Origin of the sequence: Saccharomonospora marina XMU15 (assembly GCF_000244955.1) — a bacterium.
GTDB classification, from domain to species: Bacteria; Actinomycetota; Actinomycetes; order Mycobacteriales; family Pseudonocardiaceae; genus Saccharomonospora_A; species Saccharomonospora_A marina.
In genome coordinates this window covers 458,628-481,351 of the sequence record NZ_CM001439.1, presented here as the reverse complement: position 1 = coordinate 481,351, position 22,724 = coordinate 458,628, and the positions used below count along the sequence as shown (strand labels likewise).

The window sequence follows — 22,724 nt, the reverse complement described above, 5'->3', positions numbered from 1 at the left end:
CCATCACACGCCAATAGCACCGGACCGTGACCGCGCGAGCCCACTGTCCGCGTCGACTACTCCTCGCTAGATTCGCTCTCTTCGACTTCCCCATCCTCATCTCGAAGGTTGGGGCCCAGCAACTCTCGTGTGTGGCCGTTCTCCTTTCGCCATAGAAAACGCGCACTCTTGTAATACTCAGTCTCGTGATACAAGATCACGTAGCCCGGGAGCGCGGTCGCCTGCCATCCCTCCGGCAGCGCGTCGATAGCTAGCGAGATCGACTCGCGTGCCGTCATGGGCCTCTTTGGTACCTCGACGCTATACCGTGCGCGATCCTTGGCACGTGCCGTCTTCTCCTCATACCGCAGATTAAAAGGCAAGGCAGTCTTTACGGCCTTGAGATACCGCTCAACGGTGTGCTCGCCCGGTTCCACCGAAGCGCTATCAAGGGTCAAATCCAAGTTCACCGGGTATACCGCGTCGAAGTGCTTGGCTTTGACGAGTGAATGGTCTCGGTTCCGCCCGGGATCATTATTCCCAAATCCGTTGGTATTCCAGGGAACAGCGCCCTCGGCACGGTACCGGTTGATCAGCATCTTTTCCGGCGCGGCCGCTTCCAGATCCTCATCCACGTAAAGGCATTGGAATCTGACATCGATGAGCGTGATGTTGGCGCGTCCCGACAACTTGCGTCGATGCTTGTCAAGCCGAGCCGGCAGGTCCTTGCTCGCCTTGCCAACATATACCCGTTCCGCACCGCTGTCGGCGCGCTTAAGAAAGAGTTCATAGACACCCGGACGCGCTTCAAGGGTGGCCAGGTTCGCGCTGGTCAGCGCAGCAGGCTCGAGACTTGAAAGTCTTTCGAGCAACTGATCAGCCAGCGCACGCGTGATGCTTAGCTTGAACTCGGCGCTGGCTTTGGAGGCGAGGCTTTCGGTCACACTCTGCAACCTACCGACCGAACCGTTCGCGGATCCACCCATGACAGACGCTTGGCCATCGAGCCTCGACCAGGATCGAGTTCGCGCCGCTCGAGTTCGTCGCCGCTCGCCCGACACGACCGCGCTTACCGGCGACGACCACCAATTCCCACCTTTAGACATGTCGCACGTGTGTTCGAACAGATTCCGCGGTACAGTCCCGTCGTGACCACACAGCCAGCTCTGTTCTCCGAGACCGGTCCCGCTCGTGAGGTGGGCACGAGTATCGAGCTCTTCACCGGGGGTGGGGGGTTGGCCTTGGCGATGCACAACGCCGGTTTTCGTCATTTGCTGGCGGTGGAGTTGGAGAAGCGGGCGTGCGCGACGTTGCGGGAGAACCGGGCCGAGGACTGGGACGAGTCCCGTGGGCGGCGGGGTCTGGGGTTGCACTCGCCGTGGCCCTTGATCGAGGGCGACATTCGCGAGGTCGATCTGTCGCGGTTTCAGGGCGAGGTGGACGTGGTCGCGGGTGGTGTGCCATGTCAGCCGTGGTCTTTGGGCGGGGCTCACAAAGGCTATGAGGACGACCGCAACCTGTGGCCGGAGTTGTTCCGCACGGTGCGGGAGACGCGGCCGCGCGCGGTGATCGCGGAGAACGTCAAGGGGCTCTTGCGGCCATCGTTCAAGCCATATTACGAGTACATCCTCAACGAGTTGCGGGCGCCGTTCGAGCGGCGTGTGGACGGTGAGGACTGGCGGGATCACGACAAGCGGCTCCGTAAGGCCCTGGTCAAGGACGCGGGGGACCTCAGCGAGCGCTATGACGTGAAGTATCTGATGGTCAACGCCGCCGATTACGGGGTGCCGCAGACCCGGTGGCGCGTGTTCGTCGTGGCCTTTCGTCGGGATCTTGGTTTGGGTGAGTGGCAGTTCCCGAAGCCGACGCATTCGGAGGGCGCGTTGCTGCGCGCGCAGGCCGATGGAAGCTACTGGGAGGCGCACAAAGTACCCAAGCGTTACCGCTACACCCCCGAGGTTCCCGACGGTACCGACGACGGTGAGGGTACCGCGCGCTGGCTGACCCTGCGGGACGCGATCAAGGGACTAGGCGAGCCTCTCGGAGACAAGGTCGAGCACCCGAAACACCTGCACCACTACGGATGGCCCGGCGCGCGGCAGTATCCCGGGCACACTCCTAATCTGCTGGACCGTCCGGCCAAGACGGTCAAAGCCGGCGTGCATGGCGTGCCGGGGGGCGAGACGGTGCTCAAGCGGGATGACGGGTCGATCCGCTACATGACCGTGCGGGAGGTAGCGCGGGTGATGACTTTCCCCGATGACTGGTTCTTGGTCGGCCCGCGTGGTGAGCAGATGCGGCAACTCGGCAACGCCGTGCCGGTCAAACTCGGCGAAGCGATCGCTCGGTCCGTCGCCGAAGCGCTGCACCCGCACATGAAGAGCCAAGGAGGCTCGTGACGCCCCACCCACTGTGGAAAGATCAGCGCCCGGGGCCGGCGGCTTGGAAACCCGCTCCCGAGCTCAGCCGTCGCGAGCGAGGCGAGGAACAAGACCGCGCCGCCGGTGGGCACGCCGCGCGTCAAATGCGGCTCCCGAACGGGCGTACCGTCCACGCCTCGGTCGCTCTGCGCGTTTTCCCCTCCGGCCGCCGCATCTACGCCTATCTCCGCTGGTCCGACCGAGGTAGGACACGAGAGCGCTACGTCGGCGAAGTCGACGGCCCCACCCGTGAAGAGAACCTGCGCCAGGCCTGGCGACAGATCCACACCAGCGAACTACTCAGCCAGCGCGACCAGCCCACCAGACCTCGCCACAACAACACCCGCGAAACCAACTCGTGGGCATCCACCCCCAACTCCCGCGCGGTCATGCGCGCCAACCGCGGCCGCGATACCCGCCCCGAACGAGCCCTTCGATCCGCCGTTCACGCACTCGGACTGCGCTACCGAGTCGCCACACGCCCCATCAAAGACATCCGCCGCACCGCCGACCTCGTCTTCCCCCGAGCCAAAGTCGCCGTCTTCCTCGACGGATGCTTCTGGCACGGCTGCCCCCAACACCACCGACCCGCCACCGGCGCCACCGCCAACTTCTGGCGAACCAAAATCGAAGCCAACAAACGCCGCGACACCGACACCGACCAACGCCTCCACAACGCCGGCTGGGAAGTCGTCCGCATCTGGGAACATGACGATCTCGAAGAGGCCGCACACCGAGTAGCCGCAGCAGTGAGAGATCAACCCCAGGGACCTCGCTGAGCTTAGGGAATCCGCGTCTGCTTATCTTTCGCCAAACAAAGAAAACTCGTCGGCGGAGTTTGTTCGATACTCAGGAACCGACAAGCCAAGCCGTTCAATCTCAGCAAGGAATCGGCGTTCGTCCGCTACATGGATCCTTTTATCAGTAGATTTACCGGACGGTGGCGACCAGATCACCTTGGTTCTCTTCATAGCAGCGATCCGCTTATCGCGCACGTCATCCTTCCTGATTAGTGATATCTCTACACCTTCAGCGACACGGTCGCGAATCTCGGCCAGAGTTAGCCTACGATTTGGCAGTTGCCCTGCCCTTTCCCTGCCGGGATGCATGGTATCCCAAACAGACCTAGCATTTTTTCGCGCGGTACCGGGAGGATTCGAACCGAATCCGTTGACAATGCTGTTCCATAGTACTGGTCGATACGCGCGCAAAAGTGCCCTTTCCCCCAATACGATCCAAGCGTCATCGATTGACAAGAACTTGACACGGAAGTCAACGAGTCGGAGATTGCCGCCCCCATTAAACCTCTCCACCTCGGCGACCGAGTCGGCATGCTTGGCAATCCGGTCCGATAGATTTGTCGCATTATAGTCGGGCTCGAAACCGTAGCTACTGTTACCGGATTCAGCCTTTCCAACATAAACAGGAATGTGGCGCCCTTGGCGAAATTCGTTAGCTAGGGGTTGGTACTCGGGTATCCCGTCGCCAACGTAATATAGCGCATACAGGCCTGCTCCCCGAAAAGGATCGGGTGGGAAATCGTGCGATTCTTCTTGTTCTAGCCGCTCACGGAGTATGGCCCCGATCGCCGCTGGATCAAGCGGGTTGAATCGGTCAGGCTTCGGCAACTTCGATGGGCTCTGTTTGGCCACGGAGCTACGACCCTTTCAGCGCATCCTGTCACACAGCAACCATACGTTGGCTGGCTGAGCATAGTTCTTGAGGAACAACCAAAATAACCAGACAGGCAACCAAGCATCAACATGATTTCGATCGTGCGTGGCAGGTTGCATCGCGCCCAACCATCGCGATTGTGTTTCCCGAAGGAGCCGCTCCGAGCGCTCACTGCCAACTGGCGATTACAGGTCGAACCCGCCGTGCTTCACGCCCGCCACGAACGCCCGCCACTCATCGGCGGTGTAGCGGATCACGCCCTCATCCGGACGCTTCGAATGCCGCACCAACACGTCGCCGGTGCCGTCCACGGCAGGCGCAAACTCGACACAGTCGCCGTTGGGGCCGCTGAAGCTGCTCTTCTTCCACTGCGGTGCGATGTCATGCCGCCTGCTCCTTTCGTCGGTTTCATCGGACGACCTCCACGGGACCGCCGAGCGGCGCATACTCCACCCGCACGTCCGCTCCCACCTCAGCCTTCAGCCGTCGCGCCAACTCCCGACCGTCGGCTTTCCACCGAGCTTCTTGTTCCGGATCGAGAATGCCCGAGTCCTGCGGAACCTCGTCGTTGTAGGTGCGCTGCATCCGCTCGTCCCACTCGGCGACCGCAGCGATCAGCTCGTCGCTGAGCGGCACGACCTCGCTGATCTCGTTCGGACAGCAGTCGTAGCTGAGGTCGCCATCGACCGAGACCCAGAACGGGCCGGTACCCCAGTCGAACATCAGCCTAATTTCGACAGTGCGTCGCGGGTTGCTCATGGTGTCGGTCGCCGAGCCATCGCGGTCGTGAGTGCCCGGAGACTCGCTCCCGACACTCACGACCGGATGCCCGCTACAGGTCGAACTCGCCAACCTTCACGCCCGCCACGAAGGCTCGCCACTCATCGGCGGTGTAGCGGATCATGCCCTCGTCCGGACGCTTCGAGTGCCGTACCAACACGTCGCCACTGCCGTCCACGGCAGGCGCAAACTCGACACAGTCGCCGTTGGGGTTGCTGAAGCTGCTCTTCTTCCACTGCGGTTGCGATGTCATGCCGCCTGCTCCAATTCCTCAGCGATTTTTCCGATGAGTTCCGCCGAATCAGCGGGACTTCTCGCGACACCGCGAATGACCTCCACGGCGCTGCGGTAGGCCCTCACGTCGTCCTCGTCCAGGACGAACGCTCCCGAACTGTAGTGCTCGAAGTGCACTACCGAGGGCGCGTCGGGGAAGTCATACAACACGAACGGACCTGCCCAGCCGGGGTGCCAACCCACCCGTGCTGGCACCAGTTGGATCGTGACGTTGCTCCGGTCGCTCATCTCCTTGAGGTGCCGGAGTTGGTCCGCCATCACCAGTGCGGAGCCGACCGGCTCACGCAGAGCGTCCTCACCGATCAACGCCAAAAGTTGCACCGGATGACGCCGAGTCAGCACCTCGGCGCGGCCGATCCGAAGCAGCACTCGCGCCTCGCTCTCGTTCTGCGGCAAACCACTGGCGGCTGCCAACGCTCGCGCGTAATCGGCAGTCTGTAGCAGACCGGGCACGACATCCCTTGCCCATTGGGCAATCGCGGAGGCCGAACGCTCCGACTCGATGGCTCCCGCCAGTTGCTGCGGGATGCCCGGCATTCCAACCACGAGCCAGTTCGGCTCGGCGGCGTGCCGCGCCATTTCCACGAGCCGCTGCTTCTCCTGCCCCGTCACACCCAGCAGGGTCAGCAGCGACGCGACGTCCTCCGGCGTCGGCAGGCGACGCCCGGTCCGCCAGTGCGAGACCGTGCTATGGCTCAGCCCGAGCCGTTCCGACAGCTCGCGCCCACTCATCCCGGCGTTGTCCAGGAGGTTCCTGATCGCCGCGACAAGCGCTCTGGCCCGCGTCGTCAGGCCGTTCGCGTCAGCCCCCATGAAGGGGGATAGTAGCGATCCGGGCCCCCTTGGTATCAGTCACTCGATCGGGACATTGCGGCTACGCGGCGTAGACAGAGAGCGTTTTCCCAGGACGCGAGGGTCGCGTCGGCAGCCATGATCTCGCGGGGGCACGAGATGACCAGGTTCCGGTGGCAGCAAGCAAACGGGCGACGGCATGCCTACGACACCGGCACAACAGCGATCCCGCACCCCGGAGTGGTGTTCACCGCGCTGTGCGGGAAGGAAGTCACGCCACGAGAGCGGGACTTCGTCGAACTCAGCGGCTGCTGCTATGCCCCCACCTGCTGGCGCTGCGACCACGAATGGCGCGTCCGTGACGGCTTCCCACCCGAGGAAATCCCACCGCTGCCGGAGAACGCATGAACGACCCCCGGCCGAGCACCGGACTCGGCATCCTCGAAACCTGCCGACCGTCCACATGGCATATTCCGGCCGTCGCCGACTACGACACGCTGCTGTGGTCGGCGATCCATGAAGCCATCGGCTCACTTGCGCATCTGGAAGAAGCCGCACCAGGCGACACCTCGGCCATTCGCGCCGCCGGGCTGGACCTGCGGCGGCTCTCCCGCCGAATGCTGGCCTACCCCGCACCCGCCCAGGGGGGCTTCGCATGAAACCCACCGCGCTGCACCCACCAGCACACCGGGACATCCAGGCGGCGCTGCTGCGCATCGCGCGAGCCATCGACAGCGAGACCGAAGGGCTCTACCAACGCAAGGACGCCGGAATTGCGGACAGCATCCCAGCGCTTCGAGCAATCGGCTTCCTGCTGCTGGAATTGGGTTTCACCGTCGCGGAAGAGGCCGAAGAGGACTGTACTGAGGTGGAGTCGGCTGTGGCGCGAGCCTACGGCCTGCCAGGGCACGCGGCATAGCGATACGCGTCGGTGGCGTTGTTCAAGACGCGCGGTCTTGCGGGCTGGCATAGTGCTGCCGGTGATAGCGCAGGAAATCCAGTCCGATGCGGTGTTCGCTGACCCTTCGTAGCGGCCCGATCCTGGTTTGCTCGATCGAGTCCCAGATCACGAAGTCATCGTCGATGTGAATTGCGCCGGAGTCGAAAAGAACATGATGGTTCGGGCACAAGCACAGCATGTTGCTCTCGTCATCGGGACCGTTGTGCGGCCGGCCCAACCCTTGAATGTGAGCGCCTTCCGCATAGGGCCCCGCAACTGTCTGCAAGCAAGTGCCACAGACTTGGCAAGCAGAGTTGTGCCAAGCTTTAACCTGCTCGGCGACTGTTCGATCTCGCACGATCCGTGAGCTCACGGATTCAGTGCGACGAGTCGAAGCTGGAACTGACCGCCTCGCCGAGTCGCTGTCCAGTACGAGCTTGACAAGCCGGAATCTCCAGATCCGGTAGCCATCGCGACCAATGTCGTGCCAATAGTCATCTACCCAGAAGAGTCCGTCATAGCGGTAGCCACGCTCGGGTGCGTGTTTACTGCCTTTGTGTGCCCCACGAATAACACGGATAAGACGGTTGTCCAACCGGCTACGGACGAGGCCATATTCCCGAGTACGAGTTCCTGGTCTCTTACTTGCTTGCCCGTAGCGGGATCGCGCCCGCCCTGGCCGGTGTAGATGATCTCGTTGCCGAAGTCTTCATCATCTGGATAACCGCCGGAGACAACGATCGAGTCGGCACCATCTTTACCGCCGGAGATGCCTCCCTGCAACGGGCGGTGAACGCCCGCGTCAGCCAACTCCTTGCGATTGGTGAACTCGGTACCTTCCGGGTAGCCGGGGGATTTCGCCATACTCGCGTTGCCGCGCCACGGCAGCAACCTATCCTGCTGTTGTCGATCAGCCAGTAACAATGTGAAGACGATTCACTGCTGCCTGTGGCTACCTCACCCAGCGTCAAGCCCGAACAGCGGAAGGCACGGCTCCAAGCCTTCGGTGGTCACCTCGATGCTTCGGTGGCGCTCCCAGTCCTGCCGGTTCAGGCGCATCCGCTGCTCGAAAGCCAGTTCTCCGCGCACGGCGTGCCTGCTGATGCCGTCCAGCTGGTAACCGAGCTTGCGAGAGACCGCCAACGATGCCGGGTTGTCGGTGAACGCGCCCGAAACCGCCGCTTCAGCCCCGAGCCCGGCGAAGGCCAGGTGCGGCACGGCCGCGCGCATCTCGGTGCCGATGCCCTGGCCTTGATACCGCTACCCCAGCCAGGAGCCGGTAGTCACCTCGCGGCTGATGGCGAACTCCCGGCCGCTGAGCGCCTGCTGCCCCACCACCGTGCCGTCGCGGAACACGGCGAGCAACAGCGACCAGTTCTGCGGCGTCCAGTTGGCCAGGTGCCGCCAGTGATGCCGAAGGACATCACGTGCCAATTCGGCGGGAGGCTGGTCGGTCCAGGGAAAGACGAACGGCATGGTCTCGGGCGGGTGAATACCGTCCACCGCGAGGTCGGCCAGGTCGGCCAGCGCCTCGCCCGTTGGGATTCGCAACTCCAGGCGCGGCGTGCTCAGCCGCAATCCGAGCGGCGTGAAGTGGTCGACCAGCATCAACCCATGATCACTGAACGGTAGCGGTGAAGCATGTCCTTTTCGCTAGGGCTCAGCGGGCGGACCCATCACGCTCAATCGCCCGCGAATTGCTCCACCGGACGCCACTCAACCACGGACGGCAGCGCTCCGTCCTTCGTAATGAACTCGACCAGCGCGGCACGAAACCGCTCCAACGGCACACCTGTGCCCGCCGGAAACCCGACCTCCGACAAGTCGGCGAGGTCGGGCGAATCCGGGTCACCCACGCTGTAGCCGTACATCTGGTCACCCACGTACATCAGGTATCCGAACCTGTCGTGTACCTGCACGTCGAGCACCGGGTCGACCTCGGTGCGCTGGATACTGGCCGTGCCCGCGTCGTCCAGGTAAAGCAGCCGAATTAGCTCATCGACATCGGCGGCTGCGGTCAGCTCAAGGTCATATCCCTGATCGTGCCCGACCGGAACAGCGGCGTGGTAGAGCATTGATCACCTTTCTGATGGCCGCGGCAAGATTCGCAACCGAACTCTTTGCCACAAATACCCGTGCCCGAACCGCCGACACCACGGCCCACGCACCCCAGGCCACATTGCCTGCCACCACACAGCTCACGATTCAGAGTGCGCCGTGGAAGCGGACCATCAGGTTGTCGATGGCGTGTTTGGTCTGCTCCACGGTTTGCGCGGACAGCGCGAGTTGGTTCAGCACGCTCTCGCAGTAGCCGCCGACCTCGTCGTACGCGGTCGTGCCTCCCAGGCTGTTCTGCACCAACTCGGACAGATTCGTGGCCAGCTGGAGCGCGTTCTGGATGACCCCGTGGATGTTCTCGCAGTTCTGCGAGCCTTGTTCGAGCTGGGCGAGGGTCTCCTCGTGTGTAGCCATTTCATCCTGCTCTCCACGGTCTTCGCTCATGATCGTCGCTGCCCTTCGACGGACGGGCGGCATCCTGCCACGTCAACCGGCTCGGCAGCACCCTTGACATGCAGCCGCTAGGCTGCCTATAAAGAACGCAGCCACATGGCTGCATATCGGAACGGATCGCGATGGACGAGGTCTTCAAGGCACTGGCGGACGCCAGCAGGCGTCAGCTGCTGGACAGTCTCAACACCAGGAACGGGCAGACCCTGAGCGAACTCTGCGCGGGGCTGGACATGGCACGGCAGTCGGTCAGCAAGCACCTGGCCGTGCTGGAGAACGCCAACCTGATCACGACCGTGTGGCGAGGCAGGCAGAAGCTGCACTACCTCAACGCCGAGCCCATCACCGCCATCGCCGACCGCTGGATCAACCGCTACCACCGCGAACGCGCGCAGGCGCTGGCCGACCTGAAATCAGCATTGGAGCAACCCATGGGCAGCAACGACTTCGTCTACACGACGTACATCCGCACCACCCCGCAGCGGCTGTGGCAAGCGCTCACCGATCCGGCCTTCACCCGCCGCTACTGGGGCGTGGCCTTCGAGACCGACTGGACGGTCGGGTCCACGATGACGTGGGAAGAAGGCGGCAACACGATCTCCGACCCCGAACAGGTCGTGCTGGAGGCCCAGCCGCACCGGCGGCTTTCCTACACCTGGCACACCTTCACTCCGCAGTGGGCGAAAGCCGCGGGCATCAGCGAGGAAGTCCTCGCCGGGCTCGCCGAAGAGCCCCGGTCCAAGGTCACCTTCGAGATCGAGCCACTCGGCGAGACGGTCAAGCTCACCGTCATCCACGAGAGCGAGCCGGGCAGCACTGCCCTCGGCCTGTTCAGCCAGGGCTGGCCCCACCTGCTCTCCGGGTTGAAGACCCTGCTCGAGACCGGCGAGCCGCTGCCTGCTGGTTAGCGGCTCAGGAGTCCATCCGCGCGTAGACCACGATGTTGTCGCGGTAGCCGCCCTGCTCGGTGTCCACCTCGCCGCCGCAGGTGATCAGACGAAGCTCGGCACCGGGCACGTCGCCGTAGACCTTCTCGCTCGGGAACCGGTCCTTGCGGTACTGCTCGACCCGATACACCCGGAACAACGGGACGGTGCCGTCGGCGCGATCGACGATCACCTCGTCACCGGGAGCGAGTTCGTGCAGGTCGTAGAACGCGCCTTCCTCACCCGCCCAGTCGACGTGCGCGGCGAGCACGGCGGGTCCTCGCTCACCGGGCGTGGGGGACTCGGTGTACCAACCCACGGTGCTGCCGTCGGGAGGTACCTCCATGCTGCCGTCGGGTTTGAGCCCGAGATCGAGCAGACCCGCGGCGTCCACGCCGATCTCGGGAATGCGCAGCCGTTGCGGGCGCGACTCGGTCAACACGGCCGGTCCCCGCTGCTGCGCCACGGCGGCCTGATCTCCCGACAGCGCGATCGGGGCCGTGGTCGCCGTGCCCTCGACACCGGTACAGCCGGTGAGCAGGGCAAGCACAACCGCGACTACCCCCGCCAGACCGCGAAACGCGGGCCGGCGGGGGTAGCGGTGCGAGGAAAGCCGCATCTGTTCAGCTGGTCTTGCGACCGCGCCGTACGGCCACCGCGGTGGTCGTGGCGATCACGCCGAGACCGGCGAGGCTGAACAGCACCGGCGCGGCACCCGGGCCGCCACCGGAGGACCCGTCACCGGCCGCGACAGGGCCCGAGGGCATCTTCTGCACCTGGTCACCGGCGACCGTGCTGGTGAACTGGGTGCTGGTGGCGGAGTGGGTTTCGGTCGGCCTACTGGTAGGCGGGCTGGTTGTCGGCATCGTGGTCGTCGGCGTGGCGACGCTGGTCAGCGAAGGCGGGCCATTGTCCTCGCACGCGATACCGTCGTTGTCGGCGTCCAGGCGATGCGGGTCGCTGGTGTCCTGGTTGTAGACTTTCTGCGCTTCGGCCTGGTTCGGGAAGTTGTCGCAGTTGTATCGATCCTCCTGCGCGGTCGCCGTTCCGGCCAGGGTGAGTGAGGCGCCCGCTGCCAGGACGAGGACGGCGGCGGCTTGGCGAAGTCGCATCCGGTTCTCCTCTCGGTGCTGAGAATGTGTAGTCGCGACGGAACGCCGGAAGAGTTCGCGTTCGATCAGCGGGTGAATCACCTGACGCGTGCCAAACACGCTGGCGAGTGACGCGCTTCAACTAGACGAGTCGTTCGGTGTACCCGGCACTGACCAGCCGCTCGTACGCCTGCCGAACTCGCGGCGGCACGACCTGGGGGACGGCGAAACCACGCTCGGCGTACTCGGTGATTCGCTGGGTGTCGCCCACGAGCATGTTGAGCACCCGATCGGCGTCGCCGATGTGGCCGACGTACTCCTCAAGGGACAGTGACTGCGCCGCACACCGCACCTGCACGTCCGGCCACAGCTTCCGGCAGGTCGCGTAGGCACGGCGCTGGTGGTAGGGCTTGCAGACCAGCATGACGGTTCGAGGATGCAACCCGACCTCGGCCAGCAGGTCCCGGGTGAACGAGATGTTGTCACCTGTGTTGCGGGCACGCGGCTCCACCAGGATGGCGTTCTCAGGCACCCCCAGCCCGATCGCCTGCTCCCGGTAGTGCACCGCTTCGCCGCGCGGGAACACGTCGGCCGTCGTCGGTGTTCTCGCGCCGGTGAACACGATCAGCGGGAACAAGCCGAGGTGGAACAGCCTCGCCGTGTGGACCGCGACACCGACGTCATGGCTGCCGAGGCCGATTCCGACGTCGCAGCGGCTGTGCGGGTGCCCCAGGTCGTGGTACTCCCACAGGGTCTTGACATCCTCTCGCAGCCGTTCCGGGAGCGTGGCCAGCGGTTTCTGCATGGGTATTGCATACGCCACGTGCGCGCCGCTCGCCTGTCGAACTGTGAAATCGACGCCGCGCCAAACCGTGATCGAAGCGAAACCGACCAACCGGTCGATATGCCGCATTGTGGACGGTCGGTCGAGTGATCGACATCAGAGTGCGAGAGGACGTTGCGTTCCATGACCTACCCCCAACCGGCGCCCGTTCCCGCCATGCCCGCGAGGCCGCTGCGCAAGGTGGGCACCATCGGCACCGCCGCCGCGGTCCTCATCGGCCTGGAGACGCTGGCGGAACTGGCGATCAGCATGTCCGACCGCCACACCTACACGGTGGTCAACGACTATGTGAACGGCGAACCCGGCGTCACCGAGGCGGACCTGTACGCGGCGGACGACATCGCACTCGGTGTAGGGCTTTCGGGAGTTGGCATTCTCCTCGCGGCCGCGGTGGTGTTCCTGGTGTGGCTTTGGCGAGTGAGACAGAACGCGGAGCTACTTTCGCCGCTGCCGCATCGCCGCGCTCGCGGCTGGGTGATCGGCGGCTGGTTCTGCCCAGTGGTGAACCTGTGGTTCCCGTTCCAGGTCGTATCCGACATCTGGCGGGCCAGCCGCCCGGAACCCAAGGCGGGAGTAGCCCTGCTGCGCTGGTGGTGGGCTCTGCTGATGCTCAGTTCGCTGATCGACCGGTACACGAACATCCTTCTCCGGGGAGAGGTGACCGTAGCGGATCTGCGCAGGGTATCCGGGCTCAGCGCGGTCTCCACGCTGCTCAACCTCGGCGCGGGCATCTTGATCATCCTCGCGATTCGCAGGATCAATGCCTGGCAGGAACAGCAGCCCCGCCCGCTGCCGGTACCCGCCTGACCGATCCGGTCGGCATCAGCCGTCTTCGGCGAAGATCGCAGACCCGCGATCGCGGACCGGGCCATGGTGCCTCCTACCGAGTGGTCAGGCCCTGGTAGATGATCTACCCGGTCGTGGCGAACCGGGAGACGGGATACACGTGGCAGAACTGTCCGAGGCCGAACAGCGAGTGTGGGATGCCTTCGGAGTCGGCATGCCGGTGGATCTGCGCACCGGCGAGCAAGAGAAGGACACGCCTAAAGGTGGCCAGTTCTGGGGGCCGGAGCGCACCGTCCGTGCCAGTGTGCTGAAGACACTGCTGCTGGAAGGGCGAGCAGCCGAACCCGGCCAGGTAGCCCGGCTCAGCCTCACGGGTGCCCGCATCGTGGGCCCCTTGGACCTCACCGACGCCGAAATCGACGTCACACTCGAGTTGACCGAGTGCCACTTCGATCAGGAGGTCACGGTCGCCAACGCGCGGACGCGGCGCCTGGACTTCTCCGGGTCGAGCTTGCCCGGCCTGCATGCCAGGCAGGCTCGCATCGACGGCGACCTGGTGCTTCGCCACTGCGAAATACCTGCCGGTATCAGGCTCGCGGGCGCGCAACTCGCCGGCATCCTCTTGCTCAACTACGCGCGACTGGGAGCATCCAACGGCTATGCGCTGCACGCGGCACGCATGGTGATCGACCACAGCATCTACTGCGCGCACTTCGAAGCCGCGGGCGGGATATATCTCGTCGGGGCGCGGATCGGCGGTGGCTTGCACATGCTGGACGCGCGAGTGACCAGCCGGGAACGCGACGCACTCGAAGCCAGCCGGACCACGATTCAGGACGACTGCAACCTCGTCGAGGGGTGCCGCGTCGACGGCGCCATCAGGTTCGTCCAAGCCCACGTTCACGGCCGGCTCAACCTGTCCGGCGCGCACCTCGACAACCCGGACGGCCCGGCTGTGATCGCCGACAACCTACGGGTGGACCAGAACCTCTACTGCGCGAACTTGACAGCCAACGCCGAGTTCCGCCTGCTGGGGGCCCATATCGCGGGCGACTTCGTGCTTTCCGGCGCACACCTCAACAACGCCGGAGGCCACGCGGTTGACGGGGGCAGCCTGGTGGTGGAGCGCGGACTGCGCTGCGACGAGGGGTTCGTCGCTGACGGGGGACTTCGTCTCATCGGCAGTCACGTCAATGTTTTCGAACTGCTGCCCGCCAAGGAAATCACCGGGGACATCGACCTGCGCTACGCCCGATTCGGGCTGTTGCGCGACGACGTGTCGTCCATCTCGGGAACGGTGCAGCTGGACGGTTCGGTCTACGACGCACTGGACCCCTTGCTGAGCGTCCCTGACCGGCTGAAGTGGCTGGCCAGGCAACCGGATGGCTACCGCCCGCTGCCGTATGAGCAGCTCGCCACCACCTACCGTCGACTGGGACACGACGCCGACGCGCGGCGAGTTCTGTTGGCCAAGCAGCGGCGTCGCCGCAAGACCCTGTCCGTTGCGGCCAAGGCATGGGGATTGCTGCAGGATTGGACGGTCGGCTACGGATACCTGCCAGGCCGTGCGGCGCTGTGGCTGCTCACCCTGCTCGCGGTCGGCACGGCTTTGTTCTGGCTCGACCCGCCGTCCCAGGTGCAGAACGGCACCCGTTTCAACGCCTTCTTCTACGCACTCGACGTAATCGTGCCGGTGTTGAAGCTGGGGCAGCAGAATGCCTTCACACCGAGCGGGACAACCCAATGGTTGGCCTACCTACTCACCATCATGGGATGGGTTCTCGCCACCACGGTGGCAACCGGCATCAGTCGAACGATCACCCGAAACTGAGATCGGACTCATGCCGTGTACACGCCGGTCGGGGTGGCGTGATATCCCTTGGCGCCGACCGTCGCCGCGAGTGGGCTGCGTGGCTTTCCGTTGGCACGCACGAGTTCCACGACGGCTCGGAAGTCATACGCGGGCGCCCAACCCAGATCCCGCCTGGCCAGATCGTTGACATAGACCCGATCCAGTGTGGGAAACATGCGCCATCCCCAGCGCCGGTAGTCCTCGGCGATCTCGGGGAACAGTCGCGCCACCACCGCGGGGGCGTCCACGGCGAGTTCGGGGAGATCCGTGGAAGTGAACGGGGTGGTGGCGCTGATGATGTATCTGGCGAATCCGAGCCCCGGCGCGCGGGCGGCCGCGAGCAGGTGGGCGTCGACGACGTCGGCGAGGTCGACGCGGCGGTAGAGGAACTCGTTGACCTTCAGGTTGGTGTCGTCGTACGCCGCGCGAACGTCGTCGCGATCGTCGCGCTCCGGAAAGAACCGCGACGTCCGCAAGACGACCACCGGGATGCCGAGGTCGCGTGCGAGCAGTTCACACAGCTCCTCGGCGGCGATCTTCGTGGCACCGTAGATGTTTCGGACCACCGGGCGAACGTCTTCCGTTATCCACGCCGCTGGTTGCCCGGCGCCCGGGGTCAGGGCACGACCGAAGGCGCTGGTGCTGCTGGTGAACACGACGCTGCCGACACCGGCGGCCGCGGCCTCTTCCAGCAGGGTCAGTGTGCCGGAGACGTTGGTGTCCACGAACTCCTGCCGCGCGTGGGACCCGACATGAGGTTTGTGCAGGGTGGCGGTGTGCAGCACGTGGGTGACCCCGTCCATCGCTCTGCGCACGACTTCCGGGTCAGCGATGGAGCCCACCACCGTCGTGAACGGCGATTCGATGACGTCGAGGCCGACGACGTCCAGCTCCCGCGCGCGCAAGGTGCGTACCAGCGCCTCACCGAGGTGACCCGAACTGCCCGTAACCAGATACCGCTCCATGGCCGCGATCAAAACAGCCGCGCGGCGCCGGAAACAACGCAATTGTGGCGCGATCCCCTTGACGACGGCATCGTCGGAGCGCGTCGAGCACCAAGCGAATTCGATCACGGCGACTTCGAATCTGCCAGGATGTGGCCATGTCGATCGACCGCGAGATCCTGTTCCGGCTGGCCACCAGTAACCGCTTCGAGCGGATCGTGCGGTCCGTACCGCGAGGGCAGGAAATGGCGTGGCGAGCTGCGTCGCGTTACGTCGCGGGCACGTCGTTGGGCGATGCCGTCCGGCAGGTTCGGGATCTGCACGCCCGCGGTGTGGCCAGCAGCATCGATCAGTTCGGCGAACTGGTCAGCCGCCCGACGGTCGCCGAGCGCGTCGCCGACGACTACGTGGAACTGGCGGCGGAACTCGCCCACCTGCCCGAGGACGCCTGGCTGGCGCTCGACCTTTCCCACCTCGGGCTCGACATCGACCCGGCACGCTGCGCCGACTATCTGGCTGCGATCGCGGGAGCACTTCCGGAGGGCAGGCGCATCCAGGTGGGCGCCGAGGACCATGCTCGCGCCGACGCTGTGCTGTCGTGCGTGCTCGCCGTCGCGGGCAAGGGACTGGCCGACCGGCTCGGCGCCACCGCACAGGCGAACCTGCATCGCACGCCGGAAGACATGCGGCGGCTGCAGGACGCCGGCGTGCACATCCGGCTGGTCAAAGGCGCCTACGTCGAGGCACGCGACCGCGCCCTGCCGTACGGCGAGCCCACCGATGTCGCCTTCCTGCGCCTGGCCCACCAGTTGGTGGAGGCCAAAGCACCGTTCGCGCTGGCCACCCACGACGGTGTCCTCCGCGAGGCTCTACTCGCCGCGCACGGGCCGTTGCCGGTCGAGCAACTGCTGGGAGTGCGCCCGGACGTGGTGACCGACCTCGTCGCCCGCGACGTACCGGTTCGCGTGTACGTTCCCTTCGGCGGCAACTGGTTCCGCTACTGGATGCGCCGAGTCGCGGAGTCCCGAGGCGCTTGATCGGCGACGCCGGAGATCCGTTCGGTGGCAGGGTCGGCAAACCTGCTTCTCCGCGCTCCGGGCATTCTATGAGCATCCCGTGATCAGCGATTACGCCCGGTGTAGCCCTTAGATTACTTTGCGAATTCCGCGAGGCAGCGGTCGCAGAGGGGCTCCTCCCGGTACCAGACCTGCTCCGCCACCGACTGCCCTGCGGCCGGACACGGAAGTAAGCGCTGGAACGCGGAGCGCTCCACTCTTGAGCGAATACAGCAGGCCTCGACCGCCGCCTGAGGCTTCACGGAGAGTAGCATTCTTCTCACGCTATTCCCTCCAGTGCAGGTAGACACCGATAGGGGACGGGTTCCAAGCTGGTGTGAGCTCTGGTGACGGGGAGGGCTCGCGGCCATGGCGTTCTTCGATGCGCGGCAGGCACCGGCAGTTGTCAAACATGGCTTGCTCAAGCGGTATTGCCGAGCATTTGCCATGAAGGCAGGCACGAGGACACCGGTTACTTTTCTTGACGGATACGCAGGTGCCGGATGCTACGACGACGACACACCGGGATCCCCGCTCGTTCTTGCCGAGGCTGCGCGTAGCGTTGCGGCCAAACGGCAGATCGAGGCAATTTTTGTCGAGAAAGACCAATCAACCTTCGCTCGTTAACAACGTGTCCTCGCCGAAAAGTGCGCGGGACAACCCTACATAGCGCTTCAGGGAGACATTGACGAACACCTCGGACGAATCGTCGACGCCTCCCGCCGCAACGCTCTCTTCGCCTTCTTTGATCCGTTTGGGCCAGCTCTGAGCCGCAACAGACTCACCTCTCTCCTGCGGGAACGGAGAAGGGCGCGACTACCTACCGACGTGCTCATCCACGTGTCAGTTCGGTCCGTGTGGAACTTCGGGTCGCGATTGACCAAGGCAAAACGTGGCAGACAGCCGCTGAGTCCCCAGGACGAAGCACTTGCCAGCCAGCTCGACCAGTTCCTTGGAGAACGCTGGTGGAGACAAGGGTTCGAGGCTGCGGCCGTAGATCCAACGGGCGAGCCAGATGGGCACAAGCACGGTGAACGGCCTGCGGCTACTGCACTGCGAGTCGCGCAGACCTATGCACAGCAGGTCGGCCAAGAAACTGGCTACTACACGGTCAGCATGCCGGTCCGCCGAAGGCCATGGCACGCGCCAATCTTCGTTCTGACGCTCTTCACCGTGCACCAAGATGGGGCATGGCTGTTCGCCGATTGCATCGGCCAAGCAGGATTGGATTGGGAGGAAGCTTGGCAGCGAGCCGAGGCGGAAAAGGAAGGAGCCGACGGGACCCTGGCTCTCTTTTCGACCCACGGAGCATGGAATTTCGATCGTGGGGCATACGAACGGGCGCAACACGAAGCGTGGGTGAACAAGCTCGCGGACAACATCGACAGCCTGCTGGACGAGCATAGGCCGCTAATCCTCGGGGAGCGCGTGCCCGAGGTGTTCGATGGGGTACTGGGCACCGGCGCCCGCGCTCGCCACGCCCGCGAGGCGGTCAAGCGTCTGCATTCGGCTGGCCACGTCAATCACGATGGCAAAGGACGACACTTCTACCGGGACAAAATGTTCAGACCATTATCGGCTCGGCAACCGCCGAGCCTCGCCGGATAGGCATGTCGTCCCAGGTGCGGCCGTCGAGTTCGCGCCCGCCGGCTTTGGGGGTGCGGCCGCCCCACTGTTTGAAGAAGAACGACACGTCGGCGCGTTGACACTGGTCGCGAAGGCCACGCACCCAGCCCGGGTCGATGGGGCGGGCCTGGGCGCCGGATTCACCGCCGACGATGACCCAGCCGATTCCGTCCAGGTCGAGATTGGGTAGCGGCCCGAGTAGCGGTTCGCAGGACAGGAACCGGACGGCAGCAGGCACAGTACGGAGCTCATCAATCCGGTAGGCGACCTCGTCGTTCTCGACCGACGTACCAATCCACAGGTTCGCCGGCCACTCCAGCGACGGCGCCAGGCGCCGAAGCCGGCGGGTGCGCTTGGTCAACACCTGGTAGGTGTGCTGCGGGGTCTCGCGCATCACCGCGAACACGCGGCGGATGAAGTCAACGGGAACCCGGGCGTGGAAGAGGTCGCTCATGGAGTTGACGAACACCAACCGCGGGGCCCGCCACCGATACGGCTCGGCCAACGCGGCCTCGTGAGTGGCCACTCCGAAACCGGGACCGCTGGTGCGCGGATCTCCATCGGTCTGGTACTTGGCCGACCCCATCGCCTTCAAACGCTTGGCCAAAGTGAGGGCGTAGCAGTGATCGCAACCCGCCGAGACCCGATCACACCCGGTCGTAGGGTTCCAGGTCGTCTCGGTCCACTCAATGCCCGATCGATCACTCATCGCTGCTGCCTCCACCATGTCGAAATTCGTCCCTGATGCGGTTGGGCGTGGTGGGATCGCATCGCGCCCCACACTAGTGCGCCCGTTCGAACAAGTGAACGCGCCACGCACACCACCCCCGATGCAGCCCGATCAACCCTGCACGGCGAGCAAGTCCGAACCCGGCTTCGATCGCGTCCACGGTCCTGCGGGGCGCTTGGCGACAGCAGGAGTTGTTCACGAAGGATCGGCGACGGCGACTTCAGTACGGTGGTACCGCCGCGCTTTCGCCGAGGACGAAACGACTTTCACGGGCAGCGAGGCGGTCGCGGGGCCGTACCGTTGGTGACTGATGCAGGTAACTCGCGCTCAATGGCCGGACCCGGAACACAGCCAAGATCGCGTGTACGCCACCGATCACGCCGCGATCGTACTCGACGGAGCCAGCGCTTTCGTTCCCGTCGAGGTACGCACCGACCACTACGTCGAAACACTCGGCACCCACCTCGCCGCCGCACTCCAAGCGGCCCCCACTCGGGACCTCGCAAAGGTCGTCGCCGAGGCGATCACCGCAACCGCCGACGCGCTACAGCTCACGGCAGGCGGCTCACCCTCCAGCACCATCAGCATCGCGCGAGCACGCAACGACGTCGTCGACCTCTACGCACTGGGCGACAGCACCATCTACTACGGCAACGAGCAGACGACACGCACACTCACCGACGCTCGCATCGCCGAACTCGGCATCCCCGAACACCACCAGTACCGACAGCGCCTCGCCGACGGACACGGCTACGACGCCGCACACCGCGAGCTACTCCAGCGCCTGCAACAGCAGCAACGACAACAACGCAACCAGCCAGGCGGCTACTGGATCGCCGAAACCAACCCAGCAGCGGCACACCACGCCTACACCAACACCATCGCCACCACGGACATCACCTGGGCCGTGCTCGCCACCGACGGAGCCTACGGGCCAATAACCCACCTCGGACTCGACAACTGGCACCACATCGCCCAACTCGACACAACCGACCTCAAGGAACTACTGAAACGCTGCGCCGACTGGGAAACCACAACCGACCCGAACGGCCACCACTACCCACGCTCGAAAGTGTCCGACGACAAAACCCTCGCCGCGATCACCTTCACACCGTCATGACCACGACTGGCAGCTTCAGCATTCGCTTACAAGGCACGCTGGCCACCGTCTGGTCCGCCCGTGCGGGCCTGTCAACCGCTTCCCGGGCCCGTAAAGAAGAAAACCGCCTGCTCAGAGGCGGTTTCTTCGCTGCGCGCCCGTAGGGATTCGAACCCCAAACCTTCTGATCCGTAGTCGCGAAGGAATCTTCCCGCGACGTCCGTCGAGCGCGTTTCCGCAGGTCAGCTTCCTGTGGGTAGTCCGGGTCAAGGCCTCCCATCCAGCCCCGTCCAGCCAGTCCGTGAGACAGGTGTGAGACGGGATGTTTGAACGGAGGCGCCGATGACCGAGCCCATCCGCAGCCCGCACGACCTCTTCAACCATCCGCTGCACGTCCTCTTCGAGGCGGTGGCCTGGTGAGCATCGAAGCCATCAACTGGGCACTCAACATCGCTCCGATCCCCACCAACCGCCGAGACGCGTCCAGTCTGGCGATAGTCCTGGTGGGGCTCGCCAACCACGCGGACCCGGACGGCCGCAACGCCTTCCCATCACTGAACAGGTTGATGCGCTACACCCGGCTCTCCGAGCGCTCGGTGCGCTACGCCCTGCGCGCGCTGGAAGAACTCGGCCTCATCCGGCGCTCAGCCGACCAGGAGATCGTCGCCGCATACCTCAAGCGGGCGGACCGACGTCCCAACAATTACGACCTGATCATCCGGCAACCTGTGGACAACCCTCCCGACGAGGGGCAGAACTTGCCCCCTGATGACCAGCACGAGGGGCAAACACAGCAGGCACGAGGGGCAAAGAGCCGCACGACGAGGGGCAGAGATTGCCCCCGAACCGTCCTTAACCGTGACAAGAACCGTCCCGCGGGCAAGCGCGCCGCGCAGGGCACCGTCGGCCCCGTCTGCGGGCAGTGCGACGGCCGCGACTCCGACCCGGTGAGCGCCCGTGTCGTCTGGCTGGATGCCGACCGAACCAGGTCGGTCCGCTGTCCTCGATGCCATCCAGCCAAAAACGTCGGCGACCCCTCCGTCAGCAGCGAGAATTCCGCCAGCGGAGGCGAGAAGACCGCTGATCCGCGACACGAGTCGCCGGTAGGCAAGCCACAGGGAGGCCGCCGGTGACCACGACAGATGATGCGCTGGTCGTTCAGGTGCGCCAAGCGATCGAAACAGCCCGCCGAGCCGGTCGGCCACGGCCGGGACGCCCTGCGTTGGTGCGGTTGACTGGCGCCACCGATTACGCCGTCCGGAAGGCGCTGGCGACGCTGACAGCCAGCGAGAACAACACCGCCGCCAGCCTGTCGCCAACCGAACCAACCGCTGACGGAAGTCCGGAAAGCACCGGTCGACCGGCCTCACTGCACAAGGCTGCACCCGCTGTCCGAGGCGCTCGTCTCCCCCGTCCCTGGCCCCTGGCCGTCATCGGCTTGGCCGCGGCTGTCGCCATCTGGGGTGGCTGGGTCCGGCTTGGCGAACTGACCGGCTTCGGCCCGATCAACCTCCTACCGGGCATCGGATCCGGGCTCACCGTGAACACCGCGGTCGTGCTACCGCTGTCCGTGGAGTTCTACTCCGCCTACGCGCTCAGGGTGCTACTCGCCTCCGACCGACTCACCGCGCGTACCCGCACATTCGCTCGCCGCACCTTCACAGCGAGCCTCGTCGTCGGTGGCGGCGCACAAGTCGCCAGCCACGTCATGGACGCTGCAGGCACCACCACCGCACCGTGGCCGGTCACCACGGTCGTGGCGTGCGTACCCCTGCTCGTACTCGGATTGGCGAGCGGTCTGGCGTCACTGGTGAAACAAGACGCCACGTCTGGCGAAGCGGTCCAGGTTGAGACGTCGGAGCGAGAGAATTATCCGGAGTTTCCACGCTCTTGTCCAGCTGATGAACACCCGTGACCACGTACTTACCGGTCACACCTGGTGCAGCCCTCGGTAGGTTTGGACGATCTCTTTGACCGCGTCCGTCACCGGGGGCTGTTCGTCGAGTGAGGCCCACAGATACAAGTCGTGTTCGGTCAGGCGAACCGGCTCGGACCTGGCCACGCTGACGGCGAAGTTGAACTGGCGGCTCTTCTTCCCACTGCCGGAGGTGTAGTCGAAACTGCCCAGGTAGGCGACGATGTCGGTCACCGTCAGACCGGTCTCCTCGGCCACCTCTCGGATCAGCGCGGCGTCAAGCGTCTCCTCCCCTTCGACCTTGCCGCTCGGCAACTCGTAGATCCCGCCCATGAAGTCGTCCGCCGGACGCTTGAGCAGCAACACCTTGTCATCCGCCCGCACGATGGCCCCCACAACGAGTTGCTGCACCCCGTCGTTCGCGGCTTCAGCGGTGAGTTCTTCGAGCACGGAAGCATCGATCATGCTG

General features: G+C 64.8%; 31 protein-coding genes, 1 tRNA gene and 1 pseudogene. 14 read left to right on the top strand and 19 right to left on the bottom strand.

Annotated features, from left to right (window positions below; genetic code table 11):
- Positions 1-56 precede the first annotated feature (56 nt).
- Positions 57-923, bottom strand: a complete 867-nt coding sequence (locus tag SACMADRAFT_RS02200) for an Eco29kI family restriction endonuclease (protein WP_050998052.1) — start codon at positions 921-923, stop codon at positions 57-59.
- 204 nt (positions 924-1,127) lie between these two features.
- On the opposite strand from SACMADRAFT_RS02200, the gene SACMADRAFT_RS02195 reads away from it, so the two are divergent.
- Positions 1,128-2,378 (top strand): DNA cytosine methyltransferase, encoded by a 1,251-nt coding sequence (locus tag SACMADRAFT_RS02195; protein ID WP_040926027.1) that lies wholly within the window; start codon positions 1,128-1,130, stop codon positions 2,376-2,378.
- A complete protein-coding gene (locus tag SACMADRAFT_RS30730) occupies positions 2,375-3,178 on the top strand; it encodes a very short patch repair endonuclease (RefSeq protein ID WP_009152142.1) in 804 nt (267 codons plus the stop codon). The genes SACMADRAFT_RS02195 and SACMADRAFT_RS30730 overlap by 4 nt, the downstream gene beginning before the upstream one ends.
- A gap of 21 nt (positions 3,179-3,199) precedes the next feature.
- Here the strand turns inward: SACMADRAFT_RS30730 and SACMADRAFT_RS28890 are convergent, their stop codons facing one another.
- The 5 genes from SACMADRAFT_RS28890 to SACMADRAFT_RS02170 all read right to left on the bottom strand — a co-directional run bounded on the left by SACMADRAFT_RS28890 (position 3,200) and on the right by SACMADRAFT_RS02170 (position 5,960).
- The gene (locus SACMADRAFT_RS28890; protein WP_009152141.1) at positions 3,200-4,051 is read right to left on the bottom strand and encodes an Eco29kI family restriction endonuclease; all 852 of its coding nucleotides are present in this window, start codon (positions 4,049-4,051) and stop codon (positions 3,200-3,202) included.
- Positions 4,052-4,258: 207 nt separating this feature from the next.
- On the bottom strand, positions 4,259-4,453 hold the full coding sequence (locus SACMADRAFT_RS02185; protein WP_040926026.1) for a DUF397 domain-containing protein: 195 nt from the start codon (positions 4,451-4,453) through the stop codon (positions 4,259-4,261).
- 28 nt (positions 4,454-4,481) lie between these two features.
- Positions 4,482-4,832: a hypothetical protein gene (locus SACMADRAFT_RS02180; RefSeq protein ID WP_009152139.1), complete on the bottom strand. Its 351-nt coding sequence runs from the start codon at positions 4,830-4,832 to the stop codon at positions 4,482-4,484.
- A 73-nt stretch (positions 4,833-4,905) separates the two neighbouring features.
- Positions 4,906-5,106 carry a DUF397 domain-containing protein gene (locus SACMADRAFT_RS02175; protein WP_009152138.1) on the bottom strand — a complete coding sequence of 67 codons (201 nt, stop codon included), beginning with the start codon at positions 5,104-5,106 and terminating at the stop codon, positions 4,906-4,908.
- A complete protein-coding gene (locus tag SACMADRAFT_RS02170) occupies positions 5,103-5,960 on the bottom strand; it encodes a helix-turn-helix domain-containing protein (protein WP_009152137.1) in 858 nt (285 codons plus the stop codon). The genes SACMADRAFT_RS02175 and SACMADRAFT_RS02170 overlap by 4 nt, the downstream gene beginning before the upstream one ends.
- 138 nt (positions 5,961-6,098) lie before the next feature.
- Between SACMADRAFT_RS02170 and SACMADRAFT_RS02165 the strand changes: the two genes are divergently transcribed.
- From SACMADRAFT_RS02165 to SACMADRAFT_RS02155, 3 genes are read left to right on the top strand one after another with little or no spacing between them, the layout of a single operon-like run.
- Complete coding sequence (locus SACMADRAFT_RS02165; protein WP_040926025.1) at positions 6,099-6,347, top strand: zinc finger protein; 249 nt, start codon at positions 6,099-6,101, stop codon at positions 6,345-6,347.
- Positions 6,344-6,598, top strand: coding sequence for a hypothetical protein (locus SACMADRAFT_RS02160; protein WP_009152135.1), 255 nt, complete (start codon positions 6,344-6,346; stop codon positions 6,596-6,598). Before SACMADRAFT_RS02165 ends, SACMADRAFT_RS02160 begins: the two co-directional genes overlap by 4 nt.
- Positions 6,595-6,858 carry a hypothetical protein gene (locus tag SACMADRAFT_RS02155; protein WP_009152134.1) on the top strand — a complete coding sequence of 88 codons (264 nt, stop codon included), beginning with the start codon at positions 6,595-6,597 and terminating at the stop codon, positions 6,856-6,858. Before SACMADRAFT_RS02160 ends, SACMADRAFT_RS02155 begins: the two co-directional genes overlap by 4 nt.
- Positions 6,859-6,880: 22 nt before the next feature.
- Here SACMADRAFT_RS02155 and SACMADRAFT_RS30250 read toward each other — a convergent pair whose 3' ends face one another.
- From SACMADRAFT_RS30250 to SACMADRAFT_RS02135, 6 genes and pseudogenes are all read right to left on the bottom strand, one after another.
- Positions 6,881-7,237, bottom strand: a complete 357-nt coding sequence (locus SACMADRAFT_RS30250) for an HNH endonuclease (protein ID WP_232285652.1) — start codon at positions 7,235-7,237, stop codon at positions 6,881-6,883.
- Positions 7,238-7,372: 135 nt separating this feature from the next.
- Positions 7,373-7,743: pseudogene (locus tag SACMADRAFT_RS31350) on the bottom strand (YDG/SRA domain-containing protein); the annotation flags it as partial.
- A 93-nt stretch (positions 7,744-7,836) separates the two neighbouring features.
- A complete protein-coding gene (locus SACMADRAFT_RS30720) occupies positions 7,837-8,109 on the bottom strand; it encodes a GNAT family N-acetyltransferase (protein ID WP_232285531.1) in 273 nt (90 codons plus the stop codon).
- Between the two features lie 30 nt (positions 8,110-8,139).
- On the bottom strand, positions 8,140-8,487 hold the full coding sequence (locus tag SACMADRAFT_RS30715; protein ID WP_232285530.1) for a GNAT family protein: 348 nt from the start codon (positions 8,485-8,487) through the stop codon (positions 8,140-8,142).
- Between the two features lie 74 nt (positions 8,488-8,561).
- Positions 8,562-8,954 carry an Imm1 family immunity protein gene (locus SACMADRAFT_RS02140; protein ID WP_009152133.1) on the bottom strand — a complete coding sequence of 131 codons (393 nt, stop codon included), beginning with the start codon at positions 8,952-8,954 and terminating at the stop codon, positions 8,562-8,564.
- A 130-nt stretch (positions 8,955-9,084) separates the two neighbouring features.
- The gene (locus tag SACMADRAFT_RS02135; protein ID WP_009152132.1) at positions 9,085-9,351 is read right to left on the bottom strand and encodes a hypothetical protein; all 267 of its coding nucleotides are present in this window, start codon (positions 9,349-9,351) and stop codon (positions 9,085-9,087) included.
- Positions 9,352-9,512: 161 nt separating this feature from the next.
- Here SACMADRAFT_RS02135 and SACMADRAFT_RS02130 point away from each other — a divergent pair, with 161 nt between their 5' ends.
- Positions 9,513-10,295 carry an ArsR/SmtB family transcription factor gene (locus tag SACMADRAFT_RS02130; protein WP_009152131.1) on the top strand — a complete coding sequence of 261 codons (783 nt, stop codon included), beginning with the start codon at positions 9,513-9,515 and terminating at the stop codon, positions 10,293-10,295.
- 4 nt (positions 10,296-10,299) lie between these two features.
- Here the strand turns inward: SACMADRAFT_RS02130 and SACMADRAFT_RS02125 are convergent, their stop codons facing one another.
- From SACMADRAFT_RS02125 to SACMADRAFT_RS02115, 3 genes are all read right to left on the bottom strand, one after another.
- Positions 10,300-10,932: a class F sortase gene (locus tag SACMADRAFT_RS02125; protein WP_009152130.1), complete on the bottom strand. Its 633-nt coding sequence runs from the start codon at positions 10,930-10,932 to the stop codon at positions 10,300-10,302.
- 4 nt (positions 10,933-10,936) lie between these two features.
- Entirely contained in the window at positions 10,937-11,425 is a 489-nt protein-coding gene (locus tag SACMADRAFT_RS02120) for an excalibur calcium-binding domain-containing protein (protein WP_009152129.1), read from the bottom strand.
- 121 nt (positions 11,426-11,546) lie between these two features.
- Positions 11,547-12,209 carry a YdcF family protein gene (locus SACMADRAFT_RS02115; RefSeq protein ID WP_040926022.1) on the bottom strand — a complete coding sequence of 221 codons (663 nt, stop codon included), beginning with the start codon at positions 12,207-12,209 and terminating at the stop codon, positions 11,547-11,549.
- Between the two features lie 162 nt (positions 12,210-12,371).
- On the opposite strand from SACMADRAFT_RS02115, the gene SACMADRAFT_RS02110 reads away from it, so the two are divergent.
- Positions 12,372-13,055, top strand: coding sequence for a DUF4328 domain-containing protein (locus tag SACMADRAFT_RS02110; RefSeq protein ID WP_009152127.1), 684 nt, complete (start codon positions 12,372-12,374; stop codon positions 13,053-13,055).
- Positions 13,056-13,194: 139 nt separating this feature from the next.
- Entirely contained in the window at positions 13,195-14,865 is a 1,671-nt protein-coding gene (locus tag SACMADRAFT_RS02105; protein ID WP_009152126.1) for a hypothetical protein, read from the top strand.
- A gap of 8 nt (positions 14,866-14,873) precedes the next feature.
- On the opposite strand, the gene SACMADRAFT_RS02100 is transcribed toward SACMADRAFT_RS02105, so the two are convergent.
- Positions 14,874-15,851: an NAD-dependent epimerase/dehydratase family protein gene (locus SACMADRAFT_RS02100; protein WP_009152125.1), complete on the bottom strand. Its 978-nt coding sequence runs from the start codon at positions 15,849-15,851 to the stop codon at positions 14,874-14,876.
- Positions 15,852-15,988: 137 nt separating this feature from the next.
- On the opposite strand from SACMADRAFT_RS02100, the gene SACMADRAFT_RS02095 reads away from it, so the two are divergent.
- From SACMADRAFT_RS02095 to SACMADRAFT_RS29780, 3 genes are all read left to right on the top strand, one after another.
- The gene (locus SACMADRAFT_RS02095) at positions 15,989-16,867 is read left to right on the top strand and encodes a proline dehydrogenase family protein (RefSeq protein ID WP_009152124.1); all 879 of its coding nucleotides are present in this window, start codon (positions 15,989-15,991) and stop codon (positions 16,865-16,867) included.
- A gap of 387 nt (positions 16,868-17,254) precedes the next feature.
- Positions 17,255-17,512 carry a class I SAM-dependent methyltransferase gene (locus SACMADRAFT_RS29785; RefSeq protein WP_157617182.1) on the top strand — a complete coding sequence of 86 codons (258 nt, stop codon included), beginning with the start codon at positions 17,255-17,257 and terminating at the stop codon, positions 17,510-17,512.
- Between the two features lie 228 nt (positions 17,513-17,740).
- Positions 17,741-18,493, top strand: coding sequence for a hypothetical protein (locus SACMADRAFT_RS29780; protein ID WP_157617181.1), 753 nt, complete (start codon positions 17,741-17,743; stop codon positions 18,491-18,493).
- On the opposite strand, the gene SACMADRAFT_RS02085 is transcribed toward SACMADRAFT_RS29780, so the two are convergent.
- On the bottom strand, positions 18,450-19,220 hold the full coding sequence (locus tag SACMADRAFT_RS02085; RefSeq protein WP_009152122.1) for a DUF5131 family protein: 771 nt from the start codon (positions 19,218-19,220) through the stop codon (positions 18,450-18,452). The genes SACMADRAFT_RS29780 and SACMADRAFT_RS02085 overlap by 44 nt on opposite strands.
- 382 nt (positions 19,221-19,602) lie before the next feature.
- On the opposite strand from SACMADRAFT_RS02085, the gene SACMADRAFT_RS02080 reads away from it, so the two are divergent.
- A complete protein-coding gene (locus tag SACMADRAFT_RS02080; RefSeq protein ID WP_009152121.1) occupies positions 19,603-20,361 on the top strand; it encodes a hypothetical protein in 759 nt (252 codons plus the stop codon).
- Positions 20,362-20,493: 132 nt separating this feature from the next.
- Here the strand turns inward: SACMADRAFT_RS02080 and SACMADRAFT_RS29775 are convergent.
- Positions 20,494-20,571: transfer RNA gene (locus SACMADRAFT_RS29775), tRNA-Arg, on the bottom strand.
- Between the two features lie 185 nt (positions 20,572-20,756).
- Here SACMADRAFT_RS29775 and SACMADRAFT_RS02075 point away from each other — a divergent pair.
- Positions 20,757-21,473 carry a helix-turn-helix domain-containing protein gene (locus SACMADRAFT_RS02075; protein ID WP_009152120.1) on the top strand — a complete coding sequence of 239 codons (717 nt, stop codon included), beginning with the start codon at positions 20,757-20,759 and terminating at the stop codon, positions 21,471-21,473.
- A gap of 305 nt (positions 21,474-21,778) precedes the next feature.
- Positions 21,779-22,255: a hypothetical protein gene (locus tag SACMADRAFT_RS30710; RefSeq protein ID WP_232285528.1), complete on the top strand. Its 477-nt coding sequence runs from the start codon at positions 21,779-21,781 to the stop codon at positions 22,253-22,255.
- A 15-nt stretch (positions 22,256-22,270) separates the two neighbouring features.
- Here SACMADRAFT_RS30710 and SACMADRAFT_RS02065 read toward each other — a convergent pair whose 3' ends face one another.
- Positions 22,271-22,720: an NUDIX hydrolase gene (locus SACMADRAFT_RS02065; protein ID WP_009152118.1), complete on the bottom strand. Its 450-nt coding sequence runs from the start codon at positions 22,718-22,720 to the stop codon at positions 22,271-22,273.
- Positions 22,721-22,724: the final 4 nt, after the last annotated feature.

Excerpts from the sequence above, each read along its gene's own strand:
- SACMADRAFT_RS02180 (WP_009152139.1), bottom strand. The coding sequence starts at position 4,832 with ATGAGCAACCCGCGACGCACTGTCGAAATTAGGCTGATGTTCGACTGG.
- SACMADRAFT_RS02175 (WP_009152138.1), bottom strand. The coding sequence starts at position 5,106 with ATGACATCGCAACCGCAGTGGAAGAAGAGCAGCTTCAGCAACCCCAAC.
- SACMADRAFT_RS02170 (WP_009152137.1), bottom strand. The coding sequence starts at position 5,960 with ATGGGGGCTGACGCGAACGGCCTGACGACGCGGGCCAGAGCGCTTGTC.
- SACMADRAFT_RS02165 (WP_040926025.1), top strand. The coding sequence starts at position 6,099 with ATGACCAGGTTCCGGTGGCAGCAAGCAAACGGGCGACGGCATGCCTAC.
- SACMADRAFT_RS02160 (WP_009152135.1), top strand. The coding sequence starts at position 6,344 with ATGAACGACCCCCGGCCGAGCACCGGACTCGGCATCCTCGAAACCTGC.
- SACMADRAFT_RS02155 (WP_009152134.1), top strand. The coding sequence starts at position 6,595 with ATGAAACCCACCGCGCTGCACCCACCAGCACACCGGGACATCCAGGCG.
- SACMADRAFT_RS30720 (WP_232285531.1), bottom strand. The coding sequence starts at position 8,109 with ATGCGCGCGGCCGTGCCGCACCTGGCCTTCGCCGGGCTCGGGGCTGAA.
- SACMADRAFT_RS30715 (WP_232285530.1), bottom strand. The coding sequence starts at position 8,487 with ATGCTGGTCGACCACTTCACGCCGCTCGGATTGCGGCTGAGCACGCCG.
- SACMADRAFT_RS02140 (WP_009152133.1), bottom strand. The coding sequence starts at position 8,954 with ATGCTCTACCACGCCGCTGTTCCGGTCGGGCACGATCAGGGATATGAC.
- SACMADRAFT_RS02135 (WP_009152132.1), bottom strand. The coding sequence starts at position 9,351 with ATGGCTACACACGAGGAGACCCTCGCCCAGCTCGAACAAGGCTCGCAG.
- SACMADRAFT_RS02130 (WP_009152131.1), top strand. The coding sequence starts at position 9,513 with ATGGACGAGGTCTTCAAGGCACTGGCGGACGCCAGCAGGCGTCAGCTG.
- SACMADRAFT_RS02125 (WP_009152130.1), bottom strand. The coding sequence starts at position 10,932 with ATGCGGCTTTCCTCGCACCGCTACCCCCGCCGGCCCGCGTTTCGCGGT.
- SACMADRAFT_RS02120 (WP_009152129.1), bottom strand. The coding sequence starts at position 11,425 with ATGCGACTTCGCCAAGCCGCCGCCGTCCTCGTCCTGGCAGCGGGCGCC.
- SACMADRAFT_RS02115 (WP_040926022.1), bottom strand. The coding sequence starts at position 12,209 with ATGCAGAAACCGCTGGCCACGCTCCCGGAACGGCTGCGAGAGGATGTC.
- SACMADRAFT_RS02110 (WP_009152127.1), top strand. The coding sequence starts at position 12,372 with ATGACCTACCCCCAACCGGCGCCCGTTCCCGCCATGCCCGCGAGGCCG.
- SACMADRAFT_RS02100 (WP_009152125.1), bottom strand. The coding sequence starts at position 15,851 with ATGGAGCGGTATCTGGTTACGGGCAGTTCGGGTCACCTCGGTGAGGCG.
- SACMADRAFT_RS02095 (WP_009152124.1), top strand. The coding sequence starts at position 15,989 with ATGTCGATCGACCGCGAGATCCTGTTCCGGCTGGCCACCAGTAACCGC.
- SACMADRAFT_RS29785 (WP_157617182.1), top strand. The coding sequence starts at position 17,255 with ATGGCGTTCTTCGATGCGCGGCAGGCACCGGCAGTTGTCAAACATGGC.
- SACMADRAFT_RS02085 (WP_009152122.1), bottom strand. The coding sequence starts at position 19,220 with ATGAGTGATCGATCGGGCATTGAGTGGACCGAGACGACCTGGAACCCT.
- SACMADRAFT_RS02065 (WP_009152118.1), bottom strand. The coding sequence starts at position 22,720 with ATGATCGATGCTTCCGTGCTCGAAGAACTCACCGCTGAAGCCGCGAAC.